The following is a 25,582-nucleotide window of genomic DNA, read 5'->3' as shown; positions in this document are numbered from 1 at the left end:
AGCACAGCCGATGAGTTCCGAGCCGCACGCCCTGCCCCTGCGGATCGCAGACACCTGGGAAGACTATAGGCTCATCGACAGCGGTGCGGGCCAGAAGCTTGAGAAATTTGGAGATTGCCTGCTGATAAGACCGGAACCGCAGGCAATCTGGCCGAAGACCGACCTTGCCGCCTGGGACCGGGCGAACACAAGCTTCGAAGGTGCCGACGGCGAGGAGCGCGGCCGCTGGAGCGCGGAGGTGGGCGATTTTCCGGTCCGCCTTGGCCCCGTCACCATGGTCTGCCGCCTCACCAACAACCAGCACGTCGGCCTGTTTCCCGAGCAGCGCCCGCACTGGGAGGCTGCCGGTGCCGCGCTCAAGGGCAGTGATGCGCCGCACGTCCTCAACCTTTTCGGCTACACGGGCGCCGCCTCGCTGCTGCTGGCGGCAAGCGGCGCCCATGTCACCCACGTCGACGCCTCCAAGAAGGCGATCGCATGGGGCAAGGAAAGCCAGGCGGCTTCCGGCATGAACGATGCGCCCGTCCGCTGGATCTGTGACGACGCGCAGAAATTCGTCGCGCGTGAGGTGCGTCGCGGCCGCAAATATCAGGGCATCCTGCTCGATCCGCCCAAATTCGGCCGCGGCCCGAAGAACGAGACGTGGGATTTTTTCGAGGGCCTCGCGCCCTTGCTGGCGGACATTGCACAGCTGGTGGCGGACGATGCACGCTTCGTGATCCTCACCGCTTACGCCTTGCGCACATCTGCGCTGGCGGTTGGCCGCACGCTTGATATGACGCTTGCCGGACGCGGCGGCCATGTGGAAGCCGGCGAGCTTGCTATCCCGGAGGCGACCGGCCGCCTCCTCCCAACCTCGATGTATGCGGAGTGGCGGCCATGAATGCGCGCGTAGGCTCGGTGAAGACGATCACCTCGACGGCCAACCCCATCATCAAGGCAGCAAGGGCGCTGCATCAGCGCAAGGCCCGCAACGAGAGCGGCCTGTTCCTCGCCGAAGGCCACAAGCTGGTGCTCGACGCCCTCGCGGTCGACTGGCTGCCCGAGATGATCCTGATGCTGGAGCCCGGCGACGACGGCGATCCCGGTGCCCAGCTTGCCGCCCGCGTGCGCGCAGCCGGCGGCGACGTGATCTTCACCAACGGCGCGGTGATGGAAAAGCTGGCAAGGCGGGACAACCCGCAAACTGTGATCGGCGTGTTCCCGCAGCGCCTCGCCTCGCTTGCCACCTTCACCCACGGCACGGTGATCGCGCTGGAGGCGCCGCGCGACCCCGGCAACATCGGCACCATCATCCGCACCGCTGACGGGGCCGGGGCGGCCGGTGTCATCCTCATCGGCAATTCGGCCGACCCGTTCGGCATTGAAGCCGTGCGCGCCACCATGGGCTCGGTGTTTCATGTCCCGATCGCCCGCACGGACCTCGACGGCTTCCTAAAATTCAGCGCGCGTTTCCCCGGCCCCGCCATCGGCACGCACCTCGAAGGCGCGGTCGATATCCGGACCATCGGCCCCGAGGAGCCGCAGATATTGGTGATGGGCACCGAGCAGGCCGGGATGACCGAGGAACTGGCGCGCCACTGCTCGCAGCTGGTCAGAATTCCGATGGACGGCGCCGCCGACAGCCTGAACCTTGCGGTGGCCACCGGCGTCGCGCTTTACGAACTGCGGCGCGCCTACCTCTGAAGGCGGCGCCGGGCGCTAGAGTTTCGCCTCGACCGCATCCCAGAACATGCCCGCCACATCCGGCCCGCCGAGCTTTTCCACCGCGCGGATGCCGGTGGGCGAGGTGACGTTGATCTCGGTGAGGTGCCCGTCGATCACGTCGAGCCCGGTGAAGACGAGCCCCAATTCCTTCAGCCGCGGGCCGACGCGGGCGATGATCTCGCGCTCGCGCTCCGTCAGCTCCGTTGCGTTGGCGGCGCCGCCCCGCACCATGTTGGAGCGGATCTCGCCCTTGGGCGGCACGCGGTTGATGGCGCCGGCAAATTCGCCGTCGATGAGGATGATGCGCTTGTCGCCCTCGGTCACGCGCGGCAGGAAGCGCTGGACCACGGCCGGCTCGCGGAAGGCGGTGTCGAACATGTCCATCAGCGAGGAGAGATTGGGGTCGTCCTGCGAGAGCTTGAACACCGCCGCACCGCCGTTGCCGTAGAGCGGCTTGATGACGATGTCGCCGACATCGGCGCGGAACTGCCTGATGGTTTCGCGGTCACGCGAGATCAGCGTTTCGGGCATCAGGTCGGAAAATTCGAGCACGAACAGCTTTTCGGGCGCGTTGCGGACCCCGGCGGGATCGTTGACGACCAGCGTGTCCGCAATCTCCAGAAGGTGGGTCGAGGTGACATAGGCCATGTCGAAGGGCGGGTCCTGGCGCAGAAGCACCACGTCCATGTCCGACAGGGGCATTTCCTCGGTGGTGCCCAGCGTGGCGTGGTTGCCGGCCTCGTCGCGCACCGTAAGCGGCTCGAAGCGGGAGCTGACCTTGCCCGCGCGGAAGCTGAGACGCTCCGGCGTGGTGTGGAACAGCGTGTGCTCGCGCCGTGCCGCCTCCAGCAGGAGGGCGAACGTGGAGTCGCCATTGATGTTGATGCCCCCGATGGGGTCCATCTGAACTGCGATCGTTGCCATGTCTTTTGCGTCCAATCCGTCTGCTGCGAAACCTTTATTGCGCTCCGCCCTTGAGCGCCATGGCGAGACGGTAAAGTTCCCGCCGGTTGCGCCCGGTGACCTTGGCCACCTCCGCCGCCGCAGCGCTCGCCGGCAGCCGCGTCAGCGCCTCGCCCAGCAGCGTCTCGGCCTCCGCCTCGTCCACCACCACCTCGCCCGGCGGCCCGACCAGAATGACGATCTCGCCCTTCACGTCGGTCTCGCCGTAGCGGGCGGCAAGGTCCGCCAGCGTGCCGTTGTCCACCGTTTCAAACCGCTTGGTGAGCTCGCGCGCGACAATCGCGTCGCGGGGGCCCAGCACCTCCGACAGGTCAGCCAGCGCAGCGCCCAGCCGGTGCGGCGCCTCGTAGAAGGCAAGAGTTGCCGGCACGGTTGCCAGCGCCTCGATGCGATTGCGCCGCGCGGCCGTCTTCGGCGGCAGGAAGCCTGCGAACATGAACGCATCCGTCGGAAGCCCTGCCACGGACAGCGCCGCCACGACGGCGGAAGCGCCCGGCACCGCGTGAACCCTTGCGCCGGCCGCACGCGCCTCGCTCACCAGCTTGTAGCCGGGGTCCGAGATGAGAGGGGTGCCGGCATCGCTCACCAGCGCCACCGATCCGCCGTCCGCCAGCACCGCCAGAATGCGCGGGCGCTGGGCGGCGGCGGAATGCTCGTCGTATCGCATCATCGGCGTTTCGATGCCGAAGTGGGTGAGAAGACGGCCGGTGTGGCGCGTGTCTTCCACCGCAATATGGTCCGCGCCGGCGAGGGTTTTCAGCGCCCGGACGGAGATATCGCCAAGGTTGCCGATAGGCGTTGCGACGATATGCAGGCCCGGATCGGCCTTGGTGGCGGCAAGGCGCACACCGTCGAGGAGGAAAGAAGGGTCCGGCACGTGAGCAACTCCGGCTTGATACATGGGTGACTAATGTTGGAGGATCGCGCCGTGAGCAAGTTGAACCCGATCAGTGCCGCCGCGCGGCTTCGTTTCGTCCTCGCTGCCGGTGCGCTTCTGGCGCTGACCGCGTGCGGCGCCCTCGATTCCGATTCGTCCGGCGGTACGGCCGTCGTCGCCCGCAAGATCGGCCCGGCCAGTCCGGCGGGACCACAGGCCCGAATTATCGGCGACGGCGGTGTGACCGTTGCCATGCTCTTGCCGATTTCGGCAGGCGGCAGCGCCAGCGGCCTTGCCCAGTCGTTCCAGAACGCGGCCGAGCTGGCGATGAACGAAGTCACCCAGGACAATGTCCGCATTGTGGTGCGCGACACCGGCGGCGACACCGAAATCGCCCAACAGGCCGCCGAACGTTCGGTCGCTGAAGGCACGAAGCTCATTCTGGGTCCGGTGTTTGCGCCGGCAGTGGCAGGGGCCGGCGGCCCGGCGCGCGCTGCCTCGGTGCCGGTGATTGCCTTTTCCACCGATGCCAGCATTGCCGGACGCGGCGTCTACCTCCTCAGTTTCCTGCCGCGACAGGACGCAACCCGCGTGGTCGGCCATGCCGCCAGCAACGGCGTGCGCACCTACGCCGGGCTGGTGCCCGACAACGGCTACGGCCTGGTGATGGAAGCCGCCTTCCGCGAAGCGGTAGCCAGCGCCGGCGGCCGCGTCACGCTGGTGCAGAAATATGCGCCGGGCGAGATTGCCGCGGCGGCCCGCCAGGTGGCGGCCGGCGGTGCGGTCCAGGCCGTGTTCGTCCCCAATGGTGGCGACGACCCGGGCGCTGCGGCCGCCGCACTCAGTTCAGCCGGTGTCAACGCCCGCCTTCTTGGCAGCGGCCAGTGGGACAATCCGGCGGTGCTGCGCGCGCCGGCCCTTGCGGGCGCTTGGTTCCCCGGCTCGCAAAAAGGCGGTTTCGAGGCGTTCGCACAGCGCTACGAGGCGCGCTATTCGGTGGCGCCGCCGCGCACCGCCTCGCTGGTCTACGATGCCGCGCTGCTGGCAAACGGCCTTGTGGGTGCGCGCGGCAATGCCGCGTTCAGCACGGCCGCGCTCGAAAACCGCGACGGCTTCATCGGCGTCGACGGCATCTTCCGCCTCACCGGCAACGGCCTGTCGGAGCGGGGGCTTGCGGTCTACGAGGTGACCGGCGGCGGGGAGGCGCGCGTGGTCTCGCCGGCACCCACCCAATTTGGCCGCACCTTCTAGGCCGCCCGGACAATGGCCCGCATCCTCGTCGTCATTTCCGGCGGCATTGCCGCCTACAAGGTGCTGGAAGTGATCCGCCGCCTGCGCGAGCGCGGGCACGAGACGCCTGCGATCCTCACCGAGGCCGCCACGCGCTTCGTCACCCCGCTATCGGTGGGGGCACTGTCCAACGCGCCGGTCCTGACCGACCTGTTCGACCTCGACCGGGAACGCGAAATCGGCCACATCCGCCTCGCCCGCGATGCGGACCTGGTGCTCCTGGCCCCCGCCAGCGCCGACATTCTGGCCAAGATGGCTTCCGGGTTTGCTGGCGACCTTGCCACCGCGTCGCTGCTTGCAACCAACGCCCCCATCCTGGCAGCGCCTGCCATGAACCCGGCGATGTGGGCGCACCCCGCCACGGCCCGCAACGTCGCCACTCTGGCCGCGGACGGCGTGCACTTCATCGGCCCCGATGCGGGCGAAATGGCCGAGCGCGGCGAGGCCGGCACCGGCCGTCTTGCCGCGCCGATGGCCATTGTCGATGCGGTGAGCGCGCTGTTGACGCCGGACCGGCCCCTCGAAGGCCGGCACATTCTCGTCACGTCCGGCCCGACGCACGAAGCCATCGACCCGGTGCGCTACATTGCCAACCGGTCGTCCGGCCGTCAGGGCCACGCCATTGCGCAGGCGGCGGCCAGAGCAGGCGCCGCGGTGACGCTGATTTCGGGCCCCGTCACCCTCCCCGACCCGCCCGGCGTGACCGTGCACAAGGTGGAGAGCGCGCGTGAGATGCTGGCCGCAGCAGAGGCCGCTCTGCCGGCCGACTGTGCCATCATGGCCGCCGCCGTGGCCGACTGGCACGTGGAGGCCGCCCCGCAAAAGCTGAAAAAGGACGCCGCGCCGCCGACGCTCACCCTGTCGCAGAACCCCGACATTCTGGCGACCGTTTCCGCCAGCCCCAGCCGTCCCGGCCTGGTGATCGGCTTTGCGGCGGAGACCGAAAGCGTGATCGAGAACGCGGTTGCCAAGCGCCTGCGCAAGGGGTGCGACTGGATTGTCGCCAACGATGTGTCCGCCGGTGTCTTCGGCGCAGCTGAAAACACCGTACATCTCATCACCGCCGAAGGGGTGGAGGACTGGCCCCGCCTTCAGAAGGCGGATGTGGCAACGCGGCTGGTCGCCCGCATTGCCGCAACGCTCGGGCCCGATCAGCCGACGTAATTGATCTTCCCGTCCTCAATCAGCCGGGCGACCTTGTCGGCGTGCCTGCGCCCGTTGGCGACCTCGGCATCCAGCTTTGCTTCCAGCTTGTGGATCTCCGCAAGCCGGGCAATCACCGTGTCAATCTGGTCGAACGGGACGACCACAACACCGTCGCGGTCGCCGCAGATCATGTCGCCGGTGGCCACCTGCCGGCCGCCGATGCTGATCGGCAGACCCACCGTGCCCGGCCCGTTGGAGAAGGGCGAGGCCGGGTTGAGCCCGGTGCACCAGACCGGCAAGCCAACGTCCACAATGCCCGCATAGTCGCGCACCGGCCCATCGGTCACGAAGCCCGCAGCCTCGTTGTTGCGGACCATCCCCATCACCCGGTCGCCAACTGCGGCGCAGCGCTGGTGGCCGCCGAACGCCACCACCAGAATGTCTCCCGGCGACAAAAAGTGCAGCGCAGCGTAGGTGGCCAGAATATCCGCCGGACCAGCGTCCGCCGTCAGCGCGGGACCGGCCGCAACGCAGCGGATATCCCGCCCTTCGCCAAGGGGCCGGATGGCGGGGTCGAGTGCGCCGTCGCCGCCCAGCGCATCGGCCACAAAGCTCGTCTGCACGCCCTGGAAGGCGGCAATCTGTGCCGCGGTGGGCCGGTTGCGCGCCTTGTTTACGGTCAGTTGCGCAGGTTCTTCGATCATCGGCATATCCTCGTGTGTTGCCGGCAACATGGCCGATCCCGCGCCCCGCGAGAAGACGCCCGGTCCGCTCCCCGGGCATCAAGCACCCTTGCGCAGCGCGGTGCGGCGGATAGAAGAGCGGCGATGATCAACGTCTCCCTCACCCGCCTCCCCCACGGCGAAGGCCTTGCCCTCGGGTACGCCACTGCAAGCGCTGCCGGGCTCGACCTGCCCGCCGCCGTTGCCGCCGACGAACCGGTGACCATCGCGCCGTGGTCCCGCGCCATGGTCCCCACCGGCCTTGCCATCGCGTTGCCGGAAGGCTTCGAGGCGCAGGTGCGGCCCCGCTCCGGCCTTGCCGCCAAACATGGGGTGACCGTCCTCAATGCCCCCGGCACCATCGACGCCGACTACCGCGGCGAGGTGAAGGTGATCCTCGTCAACCTGTCCGAAACGCCGTTCACCGTTGCCCGCGGTGACCGCATTGCGCAGATGGTGTTTGCCCCCGTCACCACCGCGACGCTGGTGGAGGTCACCACTCTGGACGAGACCGCACGCGGCGAAGGCGGCTTCGGGTCCACCGGCCGGTGACGCTGTCGCCGGACGAGATCGAGCGCTACGCCCGCCACCTGGTCCTCTCCGGCGTGGGCGGACCGGGCCAGCAGGCGCTCAGGCGCGCACGCGTCGCCGTGGTGGGCGCCGGCGGGCTTGGATCGCCTCTGGTGCTTTATCTGGCCGCAGCCGGCGTCGGCACCATCCGGATTATCGACGATGACACGGTCGCCCTGTCCAACCTCCAGCGTCAGGTGCTGTTCGCAACCGCCGACACCGGCAACGGCAAGGCCGAAGCGGCGGCTGCCGCCGTCCACCGCCTCAACCCGCACATCACCGTGGAAACCTCTCCTGTGCGGCTGACGGCGGACAACGCGGCCGGCCTGCTGGAGGGCGTCAGTGTGGCCGCCGACGGCTCCGACAATGCCGCCACGCGCTACGCCGTGTCCGATGCGTGCTTTCATGCCCGCGTTCCGCTGGTGAGCGGCGCTGTCCACGGCTTCGACGGCCACGTGACCACGCTGGCGCCGTTCGGCCACGCTGCGGACGGCACACCCAACCCCACCTACCGCTGCCTGTTCCCCGACCCGCCGCCCGATGCGATGGTGGACGAGTGCGCCCGCCACGGCATTCTGGGTGCCGTCACCGGGGTCATCGGCACTTTGCAGGCAAACGAAGTCCTGAAACTCATCCTCGGAACGGGCGAACCGCTCATCGGCCGTCTTCTGCTGTTCGACGCGCGCGATACACGGTTCGACACCATCACCTACGCATGGTCGCCCGCCAATCCACTGACGGGCACCGCCGCTCAGGACATGGCGGAGTAGAACTCCTCGCGGACGATCTTGCCGTCCTTCGCCGTATAGATGGCGACCTCGTGGAGCGGCATCGTCTCTCCGGACTGCTTGCTGACGGCTTCCCCCTTGAAGATCACGGCAAAGCGGTCATCGCCATGCAGGAACGGGCCTTCCACCACCATGGCGCGGGTCTGCATGTTGTCGTTCCACCAGGCATGCTTGGCGCGGATCCCGTCCAGACCCGCGGTTTCGCGGCTCCGAGCCGGGTCCATCGTCATCGCCTCGACGGAGACGGCATCTGCCGCATAATCATTCTTGAGAAGCTCTTCGATGGTGTCATCACGGTTGGCGGCGACGAGCCGTTCGCCAAGCGCTTTCAGAGACATGGCACTTCCTCACCTGTCCAAAACAGACAAAATGTTCTGCTTTTGTCCATTTTTGTATGACACCTTTCCGGCCCTGTCACGAAATTTGTCCGACAGAAATTCCCGCAACGGTTGCGACGACGCAAACTGAACGCTAGCGTCGCAACCAAGCTGGCAAGGCCAGCACGCGCCGGCTCGACCCGGCGGCAAAAAACGAGAGGGAGGTTTCTCATGATTCGTTCGCTTCTGACGGGCGCCGCGCTCGTCTCCTTTGCGGCCACGGGTGCATTCGCGCAGGCCGAGTTCACGCTGCGCATTCAGACCCATCTGTCGCCCGAATCGGTTTCCGGCAAGAATGCCGCGCGTTTCTTCGACGATATCGAGGTGATGTCTGGCGGCCGGATCGACATCGAGCCGTTCTACTCGTCCGCCGTGGTGAAATCGGTGGAGACGTTCGATGCGGCGGTCAACGGCATCGTTGATGGTGACATGACCGGCGGCGCCTACCAGACCGGCAAGGACCCCGCCTTCCAGTTCGTCGGCGACCCGATGGGCGGCTACGACACGCCGTGGCAGATGTACGCCTTCCTCTACAATGGCGGCGGCATGGAAGCGGCGCAGAAGCTGTACAACGAGTATGGCATGCAGCTGATCGGCTGGTGGATTCCGGGGCAGGAATCGCTGGCATCGTCGAGCCCGATCCCCGGTCCCGAAGCCATCAAGGACTGGAAGTTCCGCTCGCCCCCCGGCATGGAAACCAAGATTTTCGCCAACATGGGCGCCTCCCCCATCGTGATGGACTTCACCGAAGTCTTCACCGCAATGGAGTCGGGTATCATCGAGGGGACGGACCACTCCAACCTGTCCACCAGCCAATCGGTGGGGATCTACGATCTGGTCAAGCACGCCACCTATCCGGGCTTCCACTCGATGCCTGCGGACCATCTGGCCATCAACCAGAGCGTCTGGGAGTCGATGCCGGAGGATCTGCAGCGGATTGTCGAAGTGGCGATGCAGAAGCTCTCCTTCCGCACCACGCTTGATTATGAGGTGGACATCCAGCGCGCCGCCAACGAGCTCTCCGCGGCCGGTGTAACCATGTATGACTGGTCCGCCGAAGACCGCGGCGCCTTCCGCGACGCGGCGGTCGCCGCCTGGGACGATTTTGCGACCACCCAGATGGCCAAGGACCTTGTTGCACAGCACAAAGACTTCCTGACCAAGATCGGCCTCTACGGCGACAACTAGGAATGGCTCGGGCTACGCGGCTGCGTTGGCCGCGCCAGCCCTTGAACTGCAAGCAGATTTTCCAGACTTGAGTGGCCGGGGCGGCGCCTCGGCCGGTCTCCGGCAGCCTGGCGAACGTATTGAAACGGTCGTTCCCAGACTGCTGAAGCGGTGTGCAACTGCTGACTTCTTTGCGGCACTGCACAATGGAAAATATGTCCCACGATATTGAAGTTTAGACTTGATTCCGCTTTCAAGCCCGGCCAGTGTGCTGCTCAACCAATCGCCTTCGGCAGATTGGACAAGAGCCGAAAACGGCCCGAAGTCTGGGGAGGCTTTGTGGATGGTCGAAATTCCGCCGAAGAGCGCGATCGACTATATCAGCCTCGGAATAAGTCGCGTCGGCATGTTTCTCGTCGCGATTATTGTGGGCATAATGTTCTACGAAGTGGTCATGCGCTACTTCTTCGAAAAACCCACTCTGTGGGTGAACGAAGCAAGTCTGTGGATCGGCGGCTTCATTTATCTTCTGGCCGCGCTGTACGTTCTGCAACAGCGCGGCCACATTCGTATCACCATGCTCTATGACGTGGTCCCCCGCTGGGTGCAGCGCGTCTTCGATCTCATCTCCACATTCGGCATCGTCGTCTTCGGCACCATGATCATTCATGGCGGCTTCAACGAAGCGACCGCCAAGTACGCCCGCTGGGAAACGTTCGGGACCGCCTGGGACCCGCCGATTCCCGCCACGATGAAGCCTGCAATCATCATCATCGCCGGCTTGATGATCGCACAGGCGATCGCAAACCTCATCTGTGACTGGAAGGACGCCCCGGTTGCCGATGGCGGCGAGAACATTGCCGACGAATACAAGCATTCCTACAGCGACACGGTCACCGACCGGCACGACTGACGGGCGCTGACGCGCCGCGGCTGCACGAGCGCTGCGCTTTTCCCACGAGATCGAGAGAGCACTGAGTCTGATGCCAGCTGCCGTTCCGTTTACACCGTGGGCCGTTTTCCTGATGGTTGCCGTCGGCTGGTTCTGCTACCTGTCCGTCCGCCGCGCTGACCTTCTGGCCGCCATCTTCCTCTCGGCCGTGCTCGTCCTGCTCATCTTCGTGTTTCCGCCGGATCTGGCGAACGGACCCGACACCCAGCCGGCGCGCGACGCCTTCTGGTCCGCCTTCGACACGCTGCCCAAGGTCTCCGGCATGGGCGTGGCGGAACTTTCCATCTGGCTCCTCGTCGGCATCTTCGCGCTGCTGGCCATCGGGATGCCGCTGGGATTCGCGTCAGGCTTCCTCGCCGTTCTCGTCCTTTACCTGCGCTTCGGGCCCGATGTCCTGTTCCGCACGTTCGGCACAGGGCCGTTCTCGGTGCTGTCGCAGCGCATCTACGGGCTGATGACGGACTACGTCATCATCTCGGTGCCGCTGTTCATCTTCATGGCCTCGCTGCTGGAACGCTCCGGCCTTGCCAAGGACATGTACACCGCGCTCAACGTCTGGCTCTCGCGCACCCGCGGCGGCATCGCGCTCGTCACCGCCATCATGGCGATCATCATGGCCGCCATGAGCGGGATCATCGGCGGCGAGGTGGTGCTCCTCGGCCTCATCGCACTGCCGCAGATGTTGCGCCTCGGCTACGACCAGAACCTTGCCATCGGCACGATCTGCGCCTCCGGCTCGCTCGGCACGATGATCCCGCCGTCCATCGTCCTGATCATCTACGGGCTGGTGACGGAAACCTCGATCCAGCAGCTGTTCACGGCAGCCTTCATTCCGGGCTTCATCCTGGCCAGCTGCTACCTTCTCTACATCATCGTGCGCACCCAGCTTAATCCGGCGCTGGCGCCGCTGCCGCCCGAGCAGGACGACGACATGGTCGGCTGGTCCAAGCCGGTGCGCTTTCTCTCCTTCATGCTGACCCTGGTGGTCGGCGCTGCACTCGCGGCCTCCTTCCTCGTCTACATGCAGGCCACGTTCGGTGCGCGCGCGAGCGGCCTCTTCATGCCCGAGCCGATGCTGGACGTTGCCGTCATGTGCGGCGTCGCGGTGGCCATCACCGTCGTCATGCTCGCCGTTCTGCGCCTGCACCGGATGCAGGAGGCATGGGACATGGGCAAGGGGCTGGTCGCCCCGCTGGTCGTGGTCTTTGTGGTGCTGGGGTCGATCTACGGCGGTGTCACCGGCATCACGGAGGCAGCGGGCATGGGCGTCGTGGCCGTGCTCCTGTTCATCGTCCTGCGCGGCGAGTTCACCGTCTCGCTGTTCTACGAATCGGTGCAGCGCACGTTCAAGTCCACCGGGACGATCCTGATGGTGACGTTCGGCGCCACCACGCTGGCCGGCGCCTACTCCATCGCCGGCGGGCCCGCCTACGTCGCCAACCTCATCACCGGTGCGGACCTTGCGCCATTCGCCGTCATCCTCGTCATGATGGCCATCTTCCTGGTGCTTGGCGCGCTGATGGACTGGGTCGGCATCGTGCTTCTGGTGATGCCGGTGTTCCTCCCCATCATCCTCGGTCTCGACCTCGGGATGACGCCCAACGAAACCAAGATCTGGTTCGGCATCCTGTTCTGCGTGAACATGCAGGTCTCGTTCCTGTCGCCCCCGTTCGGCCCGGCGGCGTTCTACCTCAAGTCCGTGGCGCCGCCGCATATCACCCTGCCGGACATTTTCCGCGGGTTCCTGCCGTTCATCGCCCTTCAGCTCTTCGTGCTGGCGCTTGTCCTGTTCTTCCCGCGGCTCACCCAGCTTCTCCTCTAGGGCCGCCTGCGGAGCACCTCACCGGACCCGCTGAAAGGCCGCGCGCTTCCATCCGCGGCCAGTTCGCCTTAATACGTCACCAAACGCCAACCCTGTGCTGGCCTGCAACCTGACGGTTTCGGGCCTTCCCGCACGCCACCGAGGCTTCGCAGATGCGGCCCGCGCCAGATTTGCGCCGGGCCGGCAGCCGTGGTTGGCAATCCGTTCCGGAAAGCAGGCTGCGCTCCGGCGCGCCGCAAAGAGGAGAAAGAATGACCGACACGCGCTACGACGTCCTCGGGATTGGCAACGCAATCTTCGATATTCTCGGCCACGTCCACGAAGCCGCCCTGACCGACAACGGCCTTGAAAAAGGCTCCATGCGCCTGGTGACGGCCGAGGAAGCACTCGCCTGCGACGCGCTCCTGACCGAGGCTGTGCGCATTTCCGGCGGTTCGGCCGGCAACTCCATCGCGGGCGTCGCCTCGCTGGGCGGCCGCGGCGCGTTCATCGGCAAGGTCGCCACCGACACGTTCGGCGATGCCTACGCCAGCGACATGCACCGCATCGGCATCGAGTTCAGCACGCCGCGCCTGACCGACGGGACGCCCACGGCGACCTCGGTCATCCTCGTCACGCCCGATGGCGAGCGGACCATGAACACCTTCCTCGGCGCCAGCCAGCACCTGACGGAAGGCGACATCGACACCGCTCTGGTGGACGCCTCCGCCATCACCTTCCTCGAAGGCTACCTCTTCGACCCCGCACCCGCGAAGGCTGCCTTCCGCACCGCGACGGAGCGTGCAGCAAAGGTCGGCCGCCGCGCCGCCGTCACCTTGTCGGACTCGTTCTGCATCGAGCGCCACCGGGCCGACTTCATGGAGTGGCTGTCTTCGGGCCAGGTCGGGATCGTCCTTGCCAACACCGCCGAAGCCAAGTCCCTGTTCGAGACCGACGATATCGAGCTTGCCTGCAAAAAGCTTGGCGACCTCGTGCCGCTGGCTGCCGTCACCATGGGCGAAAAGGGAGTGCGCGTGCTCGACAAGGGCGCCGCGACCGACGTTGCCGCCAAGCCGACCAAGGTCGTCGACCTCACCGGCGCTGGCGACCTGTTTGCCGGCGGCTTCCTCCTCGGCATTGCCCGCGGCATTGCCCCGGCGGCCGCCGCCGAGCTTGGCGCCATTGCCGCTGCGGAGGTGATCTCCCACGTCGGCGCACGGCCTCAGGTGGACCTCAACGAGCTTGCCGGCGCCGCCGGGATCGCCCTGCCCGCCGCCGCCTGAGCTGCCGCTGACGCTGGCGCTGGCGCTGGCGCTGGCGCTGGCGCTGGCGACCACACGCAAAAATGCATGACCGCCCGCGCGCAATGCTTGAGATTTCCATCCGCGCGGGCGCTATAGAACAAGAATAAAGGGAGGCGAGACATGCAGACCAATTACGTGCGTCTCAACGAAATCGACGACGTGGTGACGGCAACGCGGCCGCTGGAGGCCGGAACGGCGGTGGAGGCGGTGGCCACGCTCTCGCTGGTCCCGCGCGGGCACAAGATTGCCGTGCGCGCCATCGCCGAAGGCGAGCCTGTGCGCAAGTACGCGCAGATCATCGGCTATGCGTCCAAGCCCATCGCCGCCGGCGAACATGTGCACGACCACAACCTCGCCTTCCGCGCGACCGACTTCGACTATCAGTTCGGCACCAACCTGCGCGAGATGCCGAAGCCCGCGGGCGAAGACACCTTCATGGGCTACCGCCGCGAGAGCGGGAAGATCGGCACGCGCAACTACATCGGCATCCTCACCAGCGTGAACTGTTCGGCCACCGCCGCGCACAAGATCGCCGCCCACTTCACCGAGGAAAAACTCGCCGCCTACCCCAACGTGGACGGCGTGGTCGCGTTTGCCCACGGCACGGGCTGCGGCATGGCCGGCTCCGGCGACGGGTTTGCCGCGCTCCAGCGCACCATGTGGGGCTACGCCCGGCATCCCAACCATGCCGGCGTGCTGATGGTGGGCCTCGGCTGCGAGATGAACCAGATCGACTGGCTGCTCGAAGCCTACGGCCTGAAGCAGGGCCCCCTGTTTGCCACCATGAACATCCAGGACGTGGCGGGCCTGCGCCGCACAGTCGATGCCGGCATCAAGAAGATCGAGGCGATGCTGCCGCTTGCCAACCAGGCCAAGCGCGAGCCCTGCCCGGTGTCCGCCCTCACCGTGGCGCTCCAGTGCGGCGGATCGGACGCATGGTCCGGCATCACCGCCAACCCGGCGCTCGGCCATGCGTGCGACCTTCTCGCCGCGCAGGGCGGCATCGGCCTCCTTGCCGAAACGCCCGAGATCTACGGCGCGGAGCACCTCCTGGCCGAGCGGGCGGCAACGCCGAAGGTGGGCGAAAAGCTGATCGCGCGGATCAAGTGGTGGGAGGACTATGTGGCCCGCAACAAGGGCTCGATGGACAACAACCCCTCCCCCGGCAACAAGCGCGGCGGCCTCTCGACCATCCTCGAAAAGTCGCTCGGCGCGGCGGCCAAGGGCGGCACCTCGCCGCTCACCGGCGTCTACGAATATGCCGAAGAGGCCAATACGCCGGGCTTCGGCTTCATGGATTCGCCGGGCTACGACCCCGCCTCCGTAACGGGGCAGATCGCTTCCGGCTCCACCGTGGTCGTGTTCACCACAGGGCGCGGTTCTGCATTCGGCTCCAAGCCGTCGCCGACCATCAAGGTCGCCACAACGTCCGAGCTCTACAACAAGATGAACGAGGACATGGACGTCGATTCCGGGCCGATCCTGACCGGAGCCGAGACCGTGGAAAGCGTCGGCCGGCAGATCTACGAGCGGATCATTGCGGTGGCGTCCGGCGAGCAGTCTAAGTCCGAATCACAGGGCCTCGGCGACCATGAGTTCGTGCCCTGGCAGATTGGCGCTGTCATGTAATTGCCGTCGGGCCGTGCGGTTTCATACGCCCGCATCGGAAATGCCGTTCAGGCACAAAACAAAAAAGCCTGCCCCGGAGCACCGGGGCAGGCTTTTTTCTCGCTCGGACGCGGGGCCGCGGAACTCAGCAGCCCGGGTGTCAGTCGGCTGGCGCCGGAGTGTCCGGCACCCCGGCACGACTTTCGGAAATCCGCGTCAGCTCACGCGCCAGCAAGTCGGCCACGTCCTGCCGTGCAGTGCTGGTCTCCAGGGTCTCGTCGGCCGCATTGCCAAGGTCACGCATGAGGTCGCGCACCCGGTCGGCCCGCGCTTCGTTGCAGGCTGCGCAGGCGAGATCGGCAAGTCCGGTCAGCGCATGGAGCGTTGCCGCGCGGTCGGCCGCCAGATACTGGCGCATCCGCCCGTAGGCGCGGTCCAGCATCTGCTCGAAGGTTACTCGCTGGTAGACCACCCGGTCCCACGGATCGTCCGGCTCGAATGGCGGGCGGCGCACAAATTCGGAGAGGCCCGCGCGCAGCCAGTCGAGGCAGATGATGGCGGTGTAGGGGTCGTTCATCGAAGGCGACAGTGCCCGGCCGACCATCTCGACGATCTGATCGATGTAGAAGAGCGTGTCCTGGTCGCCGTTGCGGCTTGCCCCCAGGGAAATACAGCGAAGCGCCGCCGTCGGTGCATCCGTCGCATCGCCCTCGCCGCGCATTTCGAACACCGCATCGTGCGTCGCAACGAACTCGCCGGGGCCGCGCAACACGCGCAAGTACACGTCGTATTTCTCGGCAACCCCCTTCAGCGCATCAATATCAAGGCTTTGCATGTAGCCATCCGCATCCGACCGGATCAGCGCGAGCGATGGCACGCCCTTGATCGGCTGCGAAAGCGGCTGGTCCTTGCGGATGCTGACGCGCTCGTCCTCGTTTTCCAGTAGCTCGATCACCGAGGCGCGCAGACCGTGCCCGATCTCCGAGGCGAGGTTCATGATGTCGATGCTCTCAGGCACATGGTGGAAGAACACGATCAGTGCGCAGACCGAGATCAGCGTGAACGCCAGCGCCAGGAGCAGCGAGATCTGCGGGACGAAGGCGGCCGTCCCGTCGGTGCCGTCGTAGACCGTTCGCAGGACGACGATCATGTACACGAACGAGCCGAGGAAGATGCCGAGCACCGTCTGGTTCAACCGGTCGCGCATGAAATTGCCGACCAGCCGCGGGCCGAAATTGCCGCTGGCGAACGACACCGCAACGATGGTGATGGAGTAGGACACGCCGGCAACGCCAAGAACGGCGCTGGCAAGGGTCGTCAGGATACCGCGCGCGCCGGACGATTCCACAATGGTCAGAATATCGTGGTTGCGGATCCAGTTGTCGCCGACCCGTGCATCGACGAGCGGCATGACCAGGCCGAGGACCAGCCCGGCCAGCGTGAGAAGGCCCGGCCAGAACCAGTAATTCTGGCGGATCTGAAGAATGTTTCGCAAGATAAGGGTGTGCATGTGATCCAGACGTTGGTGCAGCAGGCACCGACGGCCAGCCCGTTCCTTAGTTAGGGCCACAAGCCGGGCGGACCAGATGCATTTGCATCCGAGCACCCCGTCGTCTCTCGCCAACGCAAGCCCCGCGGTCTATTGCAGGATGAACGGGCGCGCTGACATGCCCGGATACAATTTCGGGGAGACGCAACATGATTACGGTCTGGGGCCGCGCCACATCGCTCAACGTACAGAAGGTGATGTGGACCATCGCCGAACTTGGCCTCGAGGTGGAGCGGATCGACAAGGGCGGCCAGTATGGCGGCCTCGACACCGACCAGTTCTATGCGCTCAACCCGCATCGCAAGGTGCCGGCCGTCCGCTTCGGCGATGGCGTGACCATGTTTGAATCGAACGCCATCATGCGCCGCCTGGCGCTGCACGATCCCGAGCGGCGCCTGTGGCCGGCTGGCGGACAGGCCGAAGCCGACGCCGACATGTGGGCCGAATGGGCGCAGCTTGCCATCGCTCCTGCGCTGACCGGCGTGTTCTGGACGCTGGCGCGCACCAAACCCGAAGACCGGGACCCTGCGCTCTTCGCCGGATACGAGCGCGACCTTGCCGCGGCGATGGAAAAGGCCGAAACGCAGCTGGGGCAGACGCCGTTTCTGGGCGGCGAGACCCTCACCATTGCAGACATCGTGTTTGGCGCGATGCTCTACCGCTACCACACGCTGGAATTCACGCGTCAGGCGTTCCCCAACGTCAAGGAATACTACCACACGCTGCGTGAGCGCCCGGCCTACGCAACCCACGCGATGGTGGACTACAAAAGCCTCTTCATCGCCTGACACACGGCGCGTGTTTATAGACCGACGGGATTGCGCAACAATTGCCGATCCTGCCTTGTTGAAGGCAAATAAAAATTGCGCCTCCAGCGCCGCGGTCCCCCCGCGGCCGTCGCCAAGGCGCCAGAAAATGCAGGGAAGAACATGACCAATCGCCCGGCCATCGGTTTCATTGGCCTCGGCCTCATGGGCTCGGCCATGGTGGAGCGCCTCCAGTCGCTCGGCTATCCGCTTACCGTGATTGCCAACCGCAACCGCAAGGGCGTCGATGCCGCCGTCGGACGCGGCGCCACCGAAGCGACCACCGCCAGGGCCGTTGCCCAAGCCAGCGACATCGTGATGATGTGCATGGACACGTCCGCGTCGGTGGAAAGCCGGATGCTGGGCGACGATGGCGTGATCGCCGGCCTGAAGCCCAGCACCCTGGTGATCGACTTCGGCACATCGCTGCCGGGTTCGACCCTCTCGCTCGGTGCAGCCGTTGAGGCCGCCGGCGCGCACTACATGGATGCGCCGCTCGGCCGCACGCCGGCCTTTGCCGTGGAAGGCAAGCTCAACATCATGGCCGCCGGCGCCGAGGCGGATTATCAGCGCGCCGAGCCGGTGCTGAAGGATCTTGGCGAAAACGTCTTCCACGTGGGTGCGCTGGGTGCCGGCCACACGCTGAAGCTGATCAACAATTTCTTCGCCATGACCACGGCGTGCGCCATGTCCGAGGCCTTCGCCATGGCCGACAAGGCCGGCGTCCCCCGCCAGATGCTTTACGACGTGATGTCCGCCGGCCCGCTGAAGTCCGGCATGATGGACTTCGTGAAGGCCAACGCCATCGACGGCGTGCCCGACAAGCTCGCCTTCTCCATCGCCAACGGGTCCAAGGACATTGGCTACTACGCCACAATGGCGGATGATCTCGGCACCACGTCCCTCATGTCGGTCGCCGCAAAACAGGCGCTCGGCATTGCCAAGGCCAACGGGCACGGCGACAAGATGGTGCCCCAGATGGTCGATTTCTTCGCAGAACTCTTCAAGGATCGCTGATGCGTCTTTCCGGAAAACGCGCCTTCCTCACCGCCGCCGCCCAAGGGATCGGCCGTGCCACCGCGGAAGCCTTCGCCAGTGAGGGCGCCACCGTCATCGCCACCGACGTGAACGAAGCAGGCCTTGCCGGCTTGCCGGACGGGGTGGAGAGCTTCGCCCTCAACGTGCTCGACAAGGATGCGCTGGAGCGCGCCGTGGTCGATGCCCGGGCGGACATCCTCTTCAACTGCGCGGGCATCGTCCACGCCGGCACCATCCTCGAAGCCACCGACGAAGACTTCGACCTCGCCTTCAGCCTGAACGTGAAGTCGATGTTCCGGGCCATGCGCGCTGCCATTCCGGGGATGATCGAGCGCGGCGGCGGCTCCATCGTCAACATCGCGTCGGCGGCGTCCTCCATCATCGGCGCGCCCAACCGCTGCGTCTATGGCGGCTCCAAGGCCGGCATCATCGGCCTCACCAAGGCGGTCGCCATCGACTTTGTGGCCAAGGGCGTGCGCTGCAACGCCATCTGCCCCGGCACCGTCGACAGCCCCTCGCTGCACGAGCGTCTGCGCGCCACCGGCGATTATGAGGGCGCGCTGAAATCCTTTATCGCCCGCCAGCCCATGGGCCGGATCGCCAGCGCCGAGGAGATCGCCAGCCTTGCCGTCTACCTCGCCTCCGACGAGTCGGCCTTCGTGACCGGGCAGACCCACATCATCGACGGCGGCTGGACAGCCGGCTGACCCCCAAGACCCACCCAAGGAGCGACCCCACGTGAAACTCTTGCGCTACGGCCCGGCGGGCCACGAAAAACCGGGCTGTGTGCACAGCGACGGCTCCATCCGCGACCTTTCCGAGGTCGTTGCGGACATCTCGTCCGCCACCCTCTCCACCGAGCTTCTGGAACGCCTTGCGTCAACCGATCTCGATGCGCTGCCCAAGGTCGACAACCCCGGCCGGATCGGCCCCTGCGTCGGCGATCCGCGCAAGGTCCTGTGCATCGGCCTCAACTACTCCGACCATGCGGCCGAGACCGGCGCCACGCCGCCTACCCAGCCGATCTTCTTCCACAAGGCGCTGACGGCCATCTGCGGTCCAAACGACGATGTGGAGCTGCCGCGCGGCTCCAAGGCGCTGGACTGGGAAGTCGAGCTTGCCATCGTGATCGGCAAACGGGCCAAGTACGTCTCCGAAGCCGACGCGATGGATTATGTGGCCGGCTATTCCGTCTTCAACGACGTGTCGGAGCGCGATTACCAGATCAAGCTCGAAGGCACGTGGACCAAGGGCAAGTCGCACGACACGTTCGGCCCGCTCGGCCCCTGGCTCGTCACCAAGGACGAAGTGGCAGACGTCCATAATCTCAGCATGTGGTGCGACGTTAACGGCGAGAAGCGCCAGCGCGGCTCCACCTCCACGCTGATCTTCAACGTGCCGCAGATCATCGCCTACGTCTCCCGCTTCATGACGCTGGAGCCCGGCGACATCATCCCCACTGGTACGCCCCCCGGCGTCGCGATGGGCATGAAGCCCGAGCCCGTCTACCTCAAGGTCGGCGATACCATGACGCTTGGCATCGACGGTCTGGGCGAGCAGAAGCAGACCGTGGTGGCTGCCTGATGAGCGACGTTCTGATCATGCGCAAGATGCTCCAGAGCGTCATCGACGCGCTGGATGCGAATTTCAACACGCACAAGCTGTACGAGGCGGACGACCCCAATGCGCTGCTGACCCGCATTGGCTCCCGGATCAAGGGTGTCGCCACCAACGGCCACGTCGGCTGCCCGCCCGAGATCATGAACAAGCTGCCCAACCTCTCGATCATCTCCAGCTTCGGCGTTGGCTACGATGCCATCGACGTGGCGGACTGCCGGGCACGCGGCATTGTCGTGACCAACACGCCGGACGTTCTGACCGACGCGATGGCCGAGATCACCCTCGGGCTGATGATTGCGCTCTGCCGCAAGATCCCGCAAGCCGATGCCTACACCCGCGCCGGCAAGTGGGAGACGGACGGACCGTACGCACTGACCGGCGAACTGACGGGCAAGACCGTCGGCATCATCGGCCTTGGCCGGATCGGCAAGGAAGTGGCTCGGCGGGCGCAGGCGTTCAAGATGCGCGTGGTCTTCCACGGCCGCAACGATCAGGCGCACGAGCCGTTCCAATACTACCCCGATCTCCTGACCATGGCGCGCGAGGTCGACTGGCTCGTCTCCATCGTGCCGGGTGGTGCGGCCACCAAGCACCTCATCAACCGCGAGGTGATCGACGCGCTGGGACCTGACGGAATGCTCGTGAACGTCGGCCGCGGCCCTTCGGTGGACGAGCCGGAGCTGATCAAGGCGCTTCAGGAAGGCCGCCTCGGCGGCGCTGCGCTCGACGTGTTCGACGAAGAACCCAAGGTGCCGGAAGCGTTCTACACGATGGACAACGTGGTTCTGTCGCCGCACCAGGGCTCGGCCACCACCAAGACCCGCTGGGCCATGGGCGATCTGGTGGTGCGCAACCTCAAGGCCCACCTCGACGGTCTGCCGGCGATCACGCCGGTCACCTGACAACGCGTGTTCGGGGCACGGCCTGCGTGCCCCGAACAGCTACAGCGTCGCCAGCGCCTTCAGCGCGGTCTGGTCTTCGATGCAGTAGTATCCGCTGATGCGGGAGATAAGACCCTCGCGCTTCCAGTCGTTCAGCACGCGGCTGACGTTTTCGCGCGCGGCGCCGACCATCGCGGCAAGGTCGGCCTGGCTGATCTTGTGGTGAACGAGGCGCCGGCCGCCGCCCACATCCTTGCCGAACATGTCCGACAGGTGAAGCATCGTCTGCGCAACGCGGCCTGTGAGCGGCAGGAGCGAGCGCGCCGCCAGCGTGGCGTTGGACGCGCGCAGCCGGCGGCCGACAATGCACATCATGTGGCGGTAGACTGCGGGATTGTCGTCGGCAAAGCGGAACACGGCCGCCTTGTCGAAAAATGCGACGCGGGAGGACTTTGCCGCCACCACGCTTGCCGAGCGCGGCTCACCGTCAAACAGCGACATCTCGCCGAAAATGGCTCCCGGCGACAGGAGCGCCAGCACCTGCTCGCCCTCCTCGCCGCGCAGGATCACCCGCAGCGACCCCTCCAGCAAAGCATAAAAGCCGTCCCCGGGATCGCCCGTTTCAAACACGGCAGACCCCGCCTTCACCGGCCGCGTCCGCGCCACCTTGATCAGCTCGACCGCAAGGTCTTCAGGCAGGCCGTCGAGCGCAATGCTCTGGGACAACAGTGTCGGCGCGACGCTCATGTCAGATTAAATATCCGCTTCTGGTGCGGACATCTCCCTGGTCATCGGTGGAGGACTTTGCTCACCCTACCCATTTCGCAATGATCCACCACCCATATACTGCCGCATTTTTACAGATCCGGGCAAGGAAGCGCGACCTGCCGCCGGCACGGCGATAACAGCGCCAGCACAGCCCGGCGCGCTCCCGGCCGGGGCGCGAACGCTAGCGCGCCCGGTCGTGGAGCTGGCTCGCCCGGTGCGCTTCCAGTGCGCGCGGCAACCGTGCCCGGACATCCGAAATCACCTCGGGCAGGATCATGCGCACTTCGGCCTCGTCCATGCCGGGCAGGATCCGCGGGTCGTACAGCATGTTGAGAATGAACCAGTCGAACACGCCAAAGACGTTGAGCGTCGATTCATCGTTGAAGATGCTGTCGGGCAATGCCGTGCTGTCGTTGGCCGGGCCGAGGCTCTGCGCGATTTCCTCCACCATGCAGTGGGACAGGCCGAGAAACCCCTCGTCCGCCACCAGAAAGATGTGCGCCCGCTCGATCCCGCTGCGCCTTGCGGCAAGCACCGCCGAACAGGCGTTGCCCTCCAGAAAGGCCGTGTTGACGCCCTCCCACACGGAGGCGCGGATGGTGGCGCGGTAGTCCGCCCGGTCGGTGAGGTAGATGAGCATCTGCGCCTCTTCCATCACCGGAGTTTCGCGCAAGGTGAGGTTCTCGACCGCATCCGACAGCTGGGTCAGGAAGCGCCGCAGCGTCTTGCGCCGGTCCACCGACGATGTGGAGATCAGATGATAATGAACCGGCCCGGTGAATTTCTTGACGACGCGGGAGGCCTCCCGGTCGGCCTCGTCGCCAACTTCGGCGCCGAACACGGTCTCCATGAAGCCATCAATCAGTGCCTCATCGGAAAAATGCCGCGCCTGCGCCGGCAGCGCCAGGGCCAGCAGAACCGCAATAATCATGGCCGTCAGGCGCGCCCATCCACCAAGGCCACGGCCATGCATCTTGCGAAGACCGGCAGGTCCGGGTGCATCTTCCATCAAGGTTTCCTGGCGCGCGTGTTCATCGCACTTTCATGATAGGTGAGGAAGACGTGTCACGCTAAGTCTGACAATTCACAATTGATCGTCCCGCCGCAACGAAACGCGACTTGCACACAGCCTTTTCGGCTGGTCTTGTCCATCCTTCACGACGCCACACTGGCGCACAGACGAGAAGAGCAGCAATGAGCGGACCTTACAAAGGCGTGTGGCCTGTCGCCCCGACCCCCTTCCACGACAATGGCGCGGTGGACGAAGAGGGCATGAAGCGCGTGCTCGACCTGATGGTCGACCAGGGTGTCGACGGGATCTGCATTCTTGCCAACTTCTCCGAACAATTCCTGATTTCCGACGACGAGCGCGAGGCGCTGACCCGCCTCAGCATCGAACACGTGGCCGGCCGTGTGCCGGTGATGGTCACCTGCTCGCACTTTGCCACCAACATTGTGGTGAGCCGCCTCAAGCTCGTCAAAGATCTTGGCGGCGCCATGGTGATGCTGATGCCGCCCTACCACGGCGCCCTGATGAAGGGCAGCGAAACGCAGACCTACGAGCAGCTGTCGCAGGCGTCCGACGTGGGCCTGCCGATCATGATCCAGGATGCTCCGCTGGGCGGTGTCGACCTGTCGGTCCCGTTCCTGGTGAAGCTTGCCCGCGAGATTGCGAACGTCTCCTACTTCAAGATCGAGATGCCGCAGACGGCCCAGAAGCTGCGCAACCTGATTGCGGCGGGCGGTGCCGACATCGTCGGCCCGTTCGACGGCGAGGAAGCCATCACGCTGATGGCCGATCTCGACGCGGGCGCCACCGGCTCCATGTCGAGCGCGCTGCTGCCGGACCTCATCAAGCCGGTGCTGACGGCGCACGCCGCCGGGGACCGGGCAGAGGCGGCGCGGCTTTACGCAAAGATCCTGCCGCTGGTGAACTACGAGAACCGGCAGTGCGGCCTCCGGGCCTGCAAGACGGTGTTCATGGAAACGGGCGTCATCAAGTCGGACCATGTGCGCCATCCGCTGGCCCCGCTGCCGCCGGAAACCCGCGCCGGCCTGATGGAACTTGCCCGCGAAACCGATCCGCTCGTGATGCGCTGGGCGAAATGACAATGGGTGGTGAAAACCACCTTTACAGCCGCCTCCTCGGCAGTGCGGACCCGTCCCGCATTTTTGCCGAGGTGCCGGGCGAGAGCGTTCGCCGCATGCGCTATGGCGATCTTGCGGCGCTCGCCGGGCGGCTGGCCAACGTTCTCACCGCCCGCGGCGTGAAGCCGGGCGACCGGGTTGCCGTGCAGGCGGACAAGTCGCTGGAGATGATCGCGCTCTACCTTGCCACCGTGCGGGCCGGCGCCATCTTCCTGCCGCTCAACACCGGCTACACGCCAGCCGAGATCGAATATTTCCTGACCGACGCAGAGCCGGCCCTCTTTGTGGTCGACCCGGCGCGTGAAGCCGCTCTGGCGCCGCTGGCCACCCGTGTCGGCGCAGGGATTGCCACCATGGGCGCGATGGTGGCCGGCACCGCCACCGGCACGCTGATGGACGAGGCCGCCGCCGCGCCGGAAGACTTTGCCACCGTGCCGCGCACTGCAGACGATCTGGCCGCCATTCTCTACACCTCGGGCACCACCGGCCGCTCCAAGGGCGCCATGCTCAGCCACGACAATCTGTGGTCCAACAGCGAAACTCTCTGCGATCTCTGGCGCTTCACCGCGGAAGACCGGCTGATCCATGCGCTGCCGATCTTCCACACCCACGGCCTGTTCGTGGCCACCAACATCACGCTGGCGGCCGGCGGGGCGTTGATCTTCCTGCCTCGCTTCGATGCCGATGCGATCCTTTCGGCAATGCCGGACGCCACTGCACTGATGGGCGTACCGACCTTCTACACCCGCCTTCTCGACCATCCGGGCCTGACCCGCGAGGCGGCTGCCGGCATGCGGCTTTTCGTTTCGGGCTCTGCGCCGCTTCTGGCGGAAACCCATACGCGCTGGCAGGCGCAGACAGGCCACGCCATCCTGGAACGCTACGGGATGACCGAGACCAACATGAACACCTCCAACCCCTATGAGGGCGAACGCCGACCCGGCACCGTGGGCTTCCCCCTCCCCGGCGTCGCGCTGAAGGTGTGCAGCGAGACCGGCGCTGAGCTTCCCGATGGCGAAATCGGCACGCTGGAAGTGCGCGGCCCGAACGTGTTTCAGGGCTACTGGCGGATGCCCGACAAAACCGCCGAGGAATTGCGGGCGGACGGCTTCTTCATCACCGGAGACCTCGGCGTCGTCGATGCCGACGGCTATGTCAGCATTGTCGGCCGCGGCAAGGACCTCATCATTTCCGGCGGCTTCAACGTCTACCCCAAGGAGGTCGAGGGGCTGATCGACGAGATCGACGGCGTGGTGGAAAGCGCTGTCATCGGGTTGCCGCATCCCGATTTCGGCGAGGGGGTTGCGGCCGTTGTCGTGCCCGCCCGCGAAGGGCTCACTCAGGCCGATATCGTGGCGCCATTGTCTGACAAGCTTGCCCGGTACAAGCAGCCCGTGCGGGTGTTTTTCGTGGACGAGCTGCCCCGCAACACCATGGGCAAGGTCCAGAAGGCTGCACTGCGGAAGACCTACGCCGCCACGTTCGAGAAGGCCTGACGCC

Annotated in this window: 25 protein-coding genes; 18 read left to right on the top strand and 7 right to left on the bottom strand. The window is 65.9% G+C overall.

The genetic code is table 11. The features are described from left to right. The first annotated feature begins 10 nt into the window (after nt 1-10). Nucleotides 11-883 carry a class I SAM-dependent methyltransferase gene (locus RDV64_RS10725; RefSeq protein ID WP_309199245.1) on the top strand — a complete coding sequence of 291 codons (873 nt, stop codon included), beginning with the start codon at nt 11-13 and terminating at the stop codon, nt 881-883. Further along, entirely contained in the window at nt 880-1,686 is an 807-nt protein-coding gene (locus RDV64_RS10720; protein WP_309199244.1) for an RNA methyltransferase, read from the top strand. Before RDV64_RS10725 ends, RDV64_RS10720 begins: the two co-directional genes overlap by 4 nt. Before the next feature lie 15 nt (nt 1,687-1,701). Here the strand turns inward: RDV64_RS10720 and gshB are convergent, their stop codons facing one another. Beyond that, complete coding sequence (gene gshB, locus RDV64_RS10715) at nt 1,702-2,631, bottom strand: glutathione synthase (protein ID WP_309199243.1); 930 nt, start codon at nt 2,629-2,631, stop codon at nt 1,702-1,704. Between the two features lie 34 nt (nt 2,632-2,665). Next, nucleotides 2,666-3,547, bottom strand: a complete 882-nt coding sequence (gene rsmI, locus RDV64_RS10710) for a 16S rRNA (cytidine(1402)-2'-O)-methyltransferase (RefSeq protein ID WP_309199242.1) — start codon at nt 3,545-3,547, stop codon at nt 2,666-2,668. 51 nt (nt 3,548-3,598) lie between these two features. Here rsmI and RDV64_RS10705 point away from each other — a divergent pair, with 51 nt between their 5' ends. Further along, nucleotides 3,599-4,798 carry a penicillin-binding protein activator gene (locus tag RDV64_RS10705; RefSeq protein ID WP_309199241.1) on the top strand — a complete coding sequence of 400 codons (1,200 nt, stop codon included), beginning with the start codon at nt 3,599-3,601 and terminating at the stop codon, nt 4,796-4,798. Nucleotides 4,799-4,810: 12 nt separating this feature from the next. Then, entirely contained in the window at nt 4,811-6,001 is a 1,191-nt protein-coding gene (gene coaBC, locus RDV64_RS10700; RefSeq protein WP_309199240.1) for a bifunctional phosphopantothenoylcysteine decarboxylase/phosphopantothenate--cysteine ligase CoaBC, read from the top strand. Here coaBC and RDV64_RS10695 read toward each other — a convergent pair. Continuing rightward, nucleotides 5,989-6,687 (bottom strand): RraA family protein, encoded by a 699-nt coding sequence (locus RDV64_RS10695; RefSeq protein ID WP_309199239.1) that lies wholly within the window; start codon nt 6,685-6,687, stop codon nt 5,989-5,991. The genes coaBC and RDV64_RS10695 overlap by 13 nt on opposite strands. Before the next feature lie 123 nt (nt 6,688-6,810). Here RDV64_RS10695 and dut point away from each other — a divergent pair, with 123 nt between their 5' ends. Further along, nucleotides 6,811-7,257 (top strand): dUTP diphosphatase, encoded by a 447-nt coding sequence (gene dut / locus RDV64_RS10690; RefSeq protein WP_309199238.1) that lies wholly within the window; start codon nt 6,811-6,813, stop codon nt 7,255-7,257. After that, nucleotides 7,254-8,045, top strand: a complete 792-nt coding sequence (locus RDV64_RS10685; protein WP_309199237.1) for a HesA/MoeB/ThiF family protein — start codon at nt 7,254-7,256, stop codon at nt 8,043-8,045. The genes dut and RDV64_RS10685 overlap by 4 nt, the downstream gene beginning before the upstream one ends. On the opposite strand, the gene RDV64_RS10680 is transcribed toward RDV64_RS10685, so the two are convergent. Further along, a complete protein-coding gene (locus tag RDV64_RS10680; protein WP_309199236.1) occupies nt 8,027-8,401 on the bottom strand; it encodes a nuclear transport factor 2 family protein in 375 nt (124 codons plus the stop codon). The genes RDV64_RS10685 and RDV64_RS10680 overlap by 19 nt on opposite strands. Before the next feature lie 210 nt (nt 8,402-8,611). On the opposite strand from RDV64_RS10680, the gene RDV64_RS10675 reads away from it, so the two are divergent. The 5 genes from RDV64_RS10675 to RDV64_RS10655 all read left to right on the top strand — a co-directional run bounded on the left by RDV64_RS10675 (nt 8,612) and on the right by RDV64_RS10655 (nt 15,293). Then, nucleotides 8,612-9,628 (top strand): TRAP transporter substrate-binding protein, encoded by a 1,017-nt coding sequence (locus RDV64_RS10675; RefSeq protein WP_309199235.1) that lies wholly within the window; start codon nt 8,612-8,614, stop codon nt 9,626-9,628. Nucleotides 9,629-9,950: 322 nt separating this feature from the next. Next, a complete protein-coding gene (locus RDV64_RS10670) occupies nt 9,951-10,520 on the top strand; it encodes a TRAP transporter small permease (protein WP_309199234.1) in 570 nt (189 codons plus the stop codon). Between the two features lie 70 nt (nt 10,521-10,590). Continuing rightward, the gene (locus tag RDV64_RS10665; RefSeq protein WP_309199233.1) at nt 10,591-12,381 is read left to right on the top strand and encodes a TRAP transporter large permease subunit; all 1,791 of its coding nucleotides are present in this window, start codon (nt 10,591-10,593) and stop codon (nt 12,379-12,381) included. Between the two features lie 251 nt (nt 12,382-12,632). Further along, nucleotides 12,633-13,643 carry an adenosine kinase gene (locus RDV64_RS10660; RefSeq protein WP_309199232.1) on the top strand — a complete coding sequence of 337 codons (1,011 nt, stop codon included), beginning with the start codon at nt 12,633-12,635 and terminating at the stop codon, nt 13,641-13,643. A gap of 141 nt (nt 13,644-13,784) precedes the next feature. Beyond that, entirely contained in the window at nt 13,785-15,293 is a 1,509-nt protein-coding gene (locus RDV64_RS10655; RefSeq protein ID WP_309199231.1) for an altronate dehydratase family protein, read from the top strand. A 139-nt stretch (nt 15,294-15,432) separates the two neighbouring features. Here RDV64_RS10655 and RDV64_RS10650 read toward each other — a convergent pair whose 3' ends face one another. Further along, complete coding sequence (locus RDV64_RS10650; RefSeq protein ID WP_309199230.1) at nt 15,433-16,767, bottom strand: DUF2254 domain-containing protein; 1,335 nt, start codon at nt 16,765-16,767, stop codon at nt 15,433-15,435. 203 nt (nt 16,768-16,970) lie between these two features. Between RDV64_RS10650 and RDV64_RS10645 the strand changes: the two genes are divergently transcribed. The 5 genes from RDV64_RS10645 to RDV64_RS10625 all read left to right on the top strand — a co-directional run bounded on the left by RDV64_RS10645 (nt 16,971) and on the right by RDV64_RS10625 (nt 21,187). Further along, entirely contained in the window at nt 16,971-17,609 is a 639-nt protein-coding gene (locus tag RDV64_RS10645; RefSeq protein WP_309199229.1) for a glutathione S-transferase family protein, read from the top strand. Nucleotides 17,610-17,750: 141 nt separating this feature from the next. Beyond that, nucleotides 17,751-18,644, top strand: coding sequence for an NAD(P)-dependent oxidoreductase (locus RDV64_RS10640; RefSeq protein WP_309199228.1), 894 nt, complete (start codon nt 17,751-17,753; stop codon nt 18,642-18,644). Continuing rightward, nucleotides 18,644-19,372 carry an SDR family oxidoreductase gene (locus tag RDV64_RS10635; protein WP_309199227.1) on the top strand — a complete coding sequence of 243 codons (729 nt, stop codon included), beginning with the start codon at nt 18,644-18,646 and terminating at the stop codon, nt 19,370-19,372. The genes RDV64_RS10640 and RDV64_RS10635 overlap by 1 nt, the downstream gene beginning before the upstream one ends. A gap of 31 nt (nt 19,373-19,403) precedes the next feature. After that, the gene (locus RDV64_RS10630) at nt 19,404-20,249 is read left to right on the top strand and encodes a fumarylacetoacetate hydrolase family protein (RefSeq protein ID WP_309199226.1); all 846 of its coding nucleotides are present in this window, start codon (nt 19,404-19,406) and stop codon (nt 20,247-20,249) included. Beyond that, on the top strand, nt 20,249-21,187 hold the full coding sequence (locus RDV64_RS10625) for a 2-hydroxyacid dehydrogenase (protein ID WP_309199225.1): 939 nt from the start codon (nt 20,249-20,251) through the stop codon (nt 21,185-21,187). Before RDV64_RS10630 ends, RDV64_RS10625 begins: the two co-directional genes overlap by 1 nt. A 39-nt stretch (nt 21,188-21,226) precedes the next feature. Here RDV64_RS10625 and RDV64_RS10620 read toward each other — a convergent pair whose 3' ends face one another. Both RDV64_RS10620 and RDV64_RS10615 read right to left on the bottom strand, forming a co-directional pair. Continuing rightward, nucleotides 21,227-21,913 carry a Crp/Fnr family transcriptional regulator gene (locus RDV64_RS10620; RefSeq protein WP_309199224.1) on the bottom strand — a complete coding sequence of 229 codons (687 nt, stop codon included), beginning with the start codon at nt 21,911-21,913 and terminating at the stop codon, nt 21,227-21,229. A 202-nt stretch (nt 21,914-22,115) separates the two neighbouring features. Beyond that, a complete protein-coding gene (locus tag RDV64_RS10615; RefSeq protein ID WP_309199223.1) occupies nt 22,116-22,943 on the bottom strand; it encodes a DUF2927 domain-containing protein in 828 nt (275 codons plus the stop codon). Nucleotides 22,944-23,128: 185 nt separating this feature from the next. Here RDV64_RS10615 and RDV64_RS10610 point away from each other — a divergent pair, with 185 nt between their 5' ends. Beyond that, nucleotides 23,129-24,043 (top strand): dihydrodipicolinate synthase family protein, encoded by a 915-nt coding sequence (locus RDV64_RS10610; protein ID WP_309199222.1) that lies wholly within the window; start codon nt 23,129-23,131, stop codon nt 24,041-24,043. After that, a complete protein-coding gene (locus RDV64_RS10605) occupies nt 24,040-25,578 on the top strand; it encodes a malonyl-CoA synthase (RefSeq protein ID WP_309199221.1) in 1,539 nt (512 codons plus the stop codon). The genes RDV64_RS10610 and RDV64_RS10605 overlap by 4 nt, the downstream gene beginning before the upstream one ends. Nucleotides 25,579-25,582 lie beyond the last annotated feature (4 nt).

Origin of the sequence: Acuticoccus sp. MNP-M23 (genome assembly GCF_031195445.1) — a bacterium.
GTDB lineage: Bacteria > Pseudomonadota > Alphaproteobacteria > Rhizobiales > Amorphaceae > Acuticoccus.
The sequence above is the reverse complement of the archived record's forward strand: the minus strand, read 5'-3'. Positions and strand labels throughout refer to the sequence as shown.

Excerpts from the sequence above, each read along its gene's own strand:
- RDV64_RS10720 (WP_309199244.1), top strand. The coding sequence starts at position 880 with ATGAATGCGCGCGTAGGCTCGGTGAAGACGATCACCTCGACGGCCAAC.
- coaBC (WP_309199240.1), top strand. The coding sequence starts at position 4,811 with ATGGCCCGCATCCTCGTCGTCATTTCCGGCGGCATTGCCGCCTACAAG.
- RDV64_RS10680 (WP_309199236.1), bottom strand. The coding sequence starts at position 8,401 with ATGTCTCTGAAAGCGCTTGGCGAACGGCTCGTCGCCGCCAACCGTGAT.
- RDV64_RS10665 (WP_309199233.1), top strand. The coding sequence starts at position 10,591 with ATGCCAGCTGCCGTTCCGTTTACACCGTGGGCCGTTTTCCTGATGGTT.
- RDV64_RS10675 (WP_309199235.1), top strand. The coding sequence starts at position 8,612 with ATGATTCGTTCGCTTCTGACGGGCGCCGCGCTCGTCTCCTTTGCGGCC.
- RDV64_RS10660 (WP_309199232.1), top strand. The coding sequence starts at position 12,633 with ATGACCGACACGCGCTACGACGTCCTCGGGATTGGCAACGCAATCTTC.
- RDV64_RS10635 (WP_309199227.1), top strand. The coding sequence starts at position 18,644 with ATGCGTCTTTCCGGAAAACGCGCCTTCCTCACCGCCGCCGCCCAAGGG.
- RDV64_RS10605 (WP_309199221.1), top strand. The coding sequence starts at position 24,040 with ATGACAATGGGTGGTGAAAACCACCTTTACAGCCGCCTCCTCGGCAGT.
- RDV64_RS10640 (WP_309199228.1), top strand. The coding sequence starts at position 17,751 with ATGACCAATCGCCCGGCCATCGGTTTCATTGGCCTCGGCCTCATGGGC.
- dut (WP_309199238.1), top strand. The coding sequence starts at position 6,811 with ATGATCAACGTCTCCCTCACCCGCCTCCCCCACGGCGAAGGCCTTGCC.
- RDV64_RS10670 (WP_309199234.1), top strand. The coding sequence starts at position 9,951 with ATGGTCGAAATTCCGCCGAAGAGCGCGATCGACTATATCAGCCTCGGA.
- RDV64_RS10615 (WP_309199223.1), bottom strand. The coding sequence starts at position 22,943 with ATGGAAGATGCACCCGGACCTGCCGGTCTTCGCAAGATGCATGGCCGT.
- RDV64_RS10645 (WP_309199229.1), top strand. The coding sequence starts at position 16,971 with ATGATTACGGTCTGGGGCCGCGCCACATCGCTCAACGTACAGAAGGTG.
- RDV64_RS10725 (WP_309199245.1), top strand. The coding sequence starts at position 11 with ATGAGTTCCGAGCCGCACGCCCTGCCCCTGCGGATCGCAGACACCTGG.
- RDV64_RS10620 (WP_309199224.1), bottom strand. The coding sequence starts at position 21,913 with ATGAGCGTCGCGCCGACACTGTTGTCCCAGAGCATTGCGCTCGACGGC.
- RDV64_RS10625 (WP_309199225.1), top strand. The coding sequence starts at position 20,249 with ATGAGCGACGTTCTGATCATGCGCAAGATGCTCCAGAGCGTCATCGAC.
- RDV64_RS10695 (WP_309199239.1), bottom strand. The coding sequence starts at position 6,687 with ATGATCGAAGAACCTGCGCAACTGACCGTAAACAAGGCGCGCAACCGG.
- gshB (WP_309199243.1), bottom strand. The coding sequence starts at position 2,631 with ATGGCAACGATCGCAGTTCAGATGGACCCCATCGGGGGCATCAACATC.
- RDV64_RS10655 (WP_309199231.1), top strand. The coding sequence starts at position 13,785 with ATGCAGACCAATTACGTGCGTCTCAACGAAATCGACGACGTGGTGACG.
- RDV64_RS10610 (WP_309199222.1), top strand. The coding sequence starts at position 23,129 with ATGAGCGGACCTTACAAAGGCGTGTGGCCTGTCGCCCCGACCCCCTTC.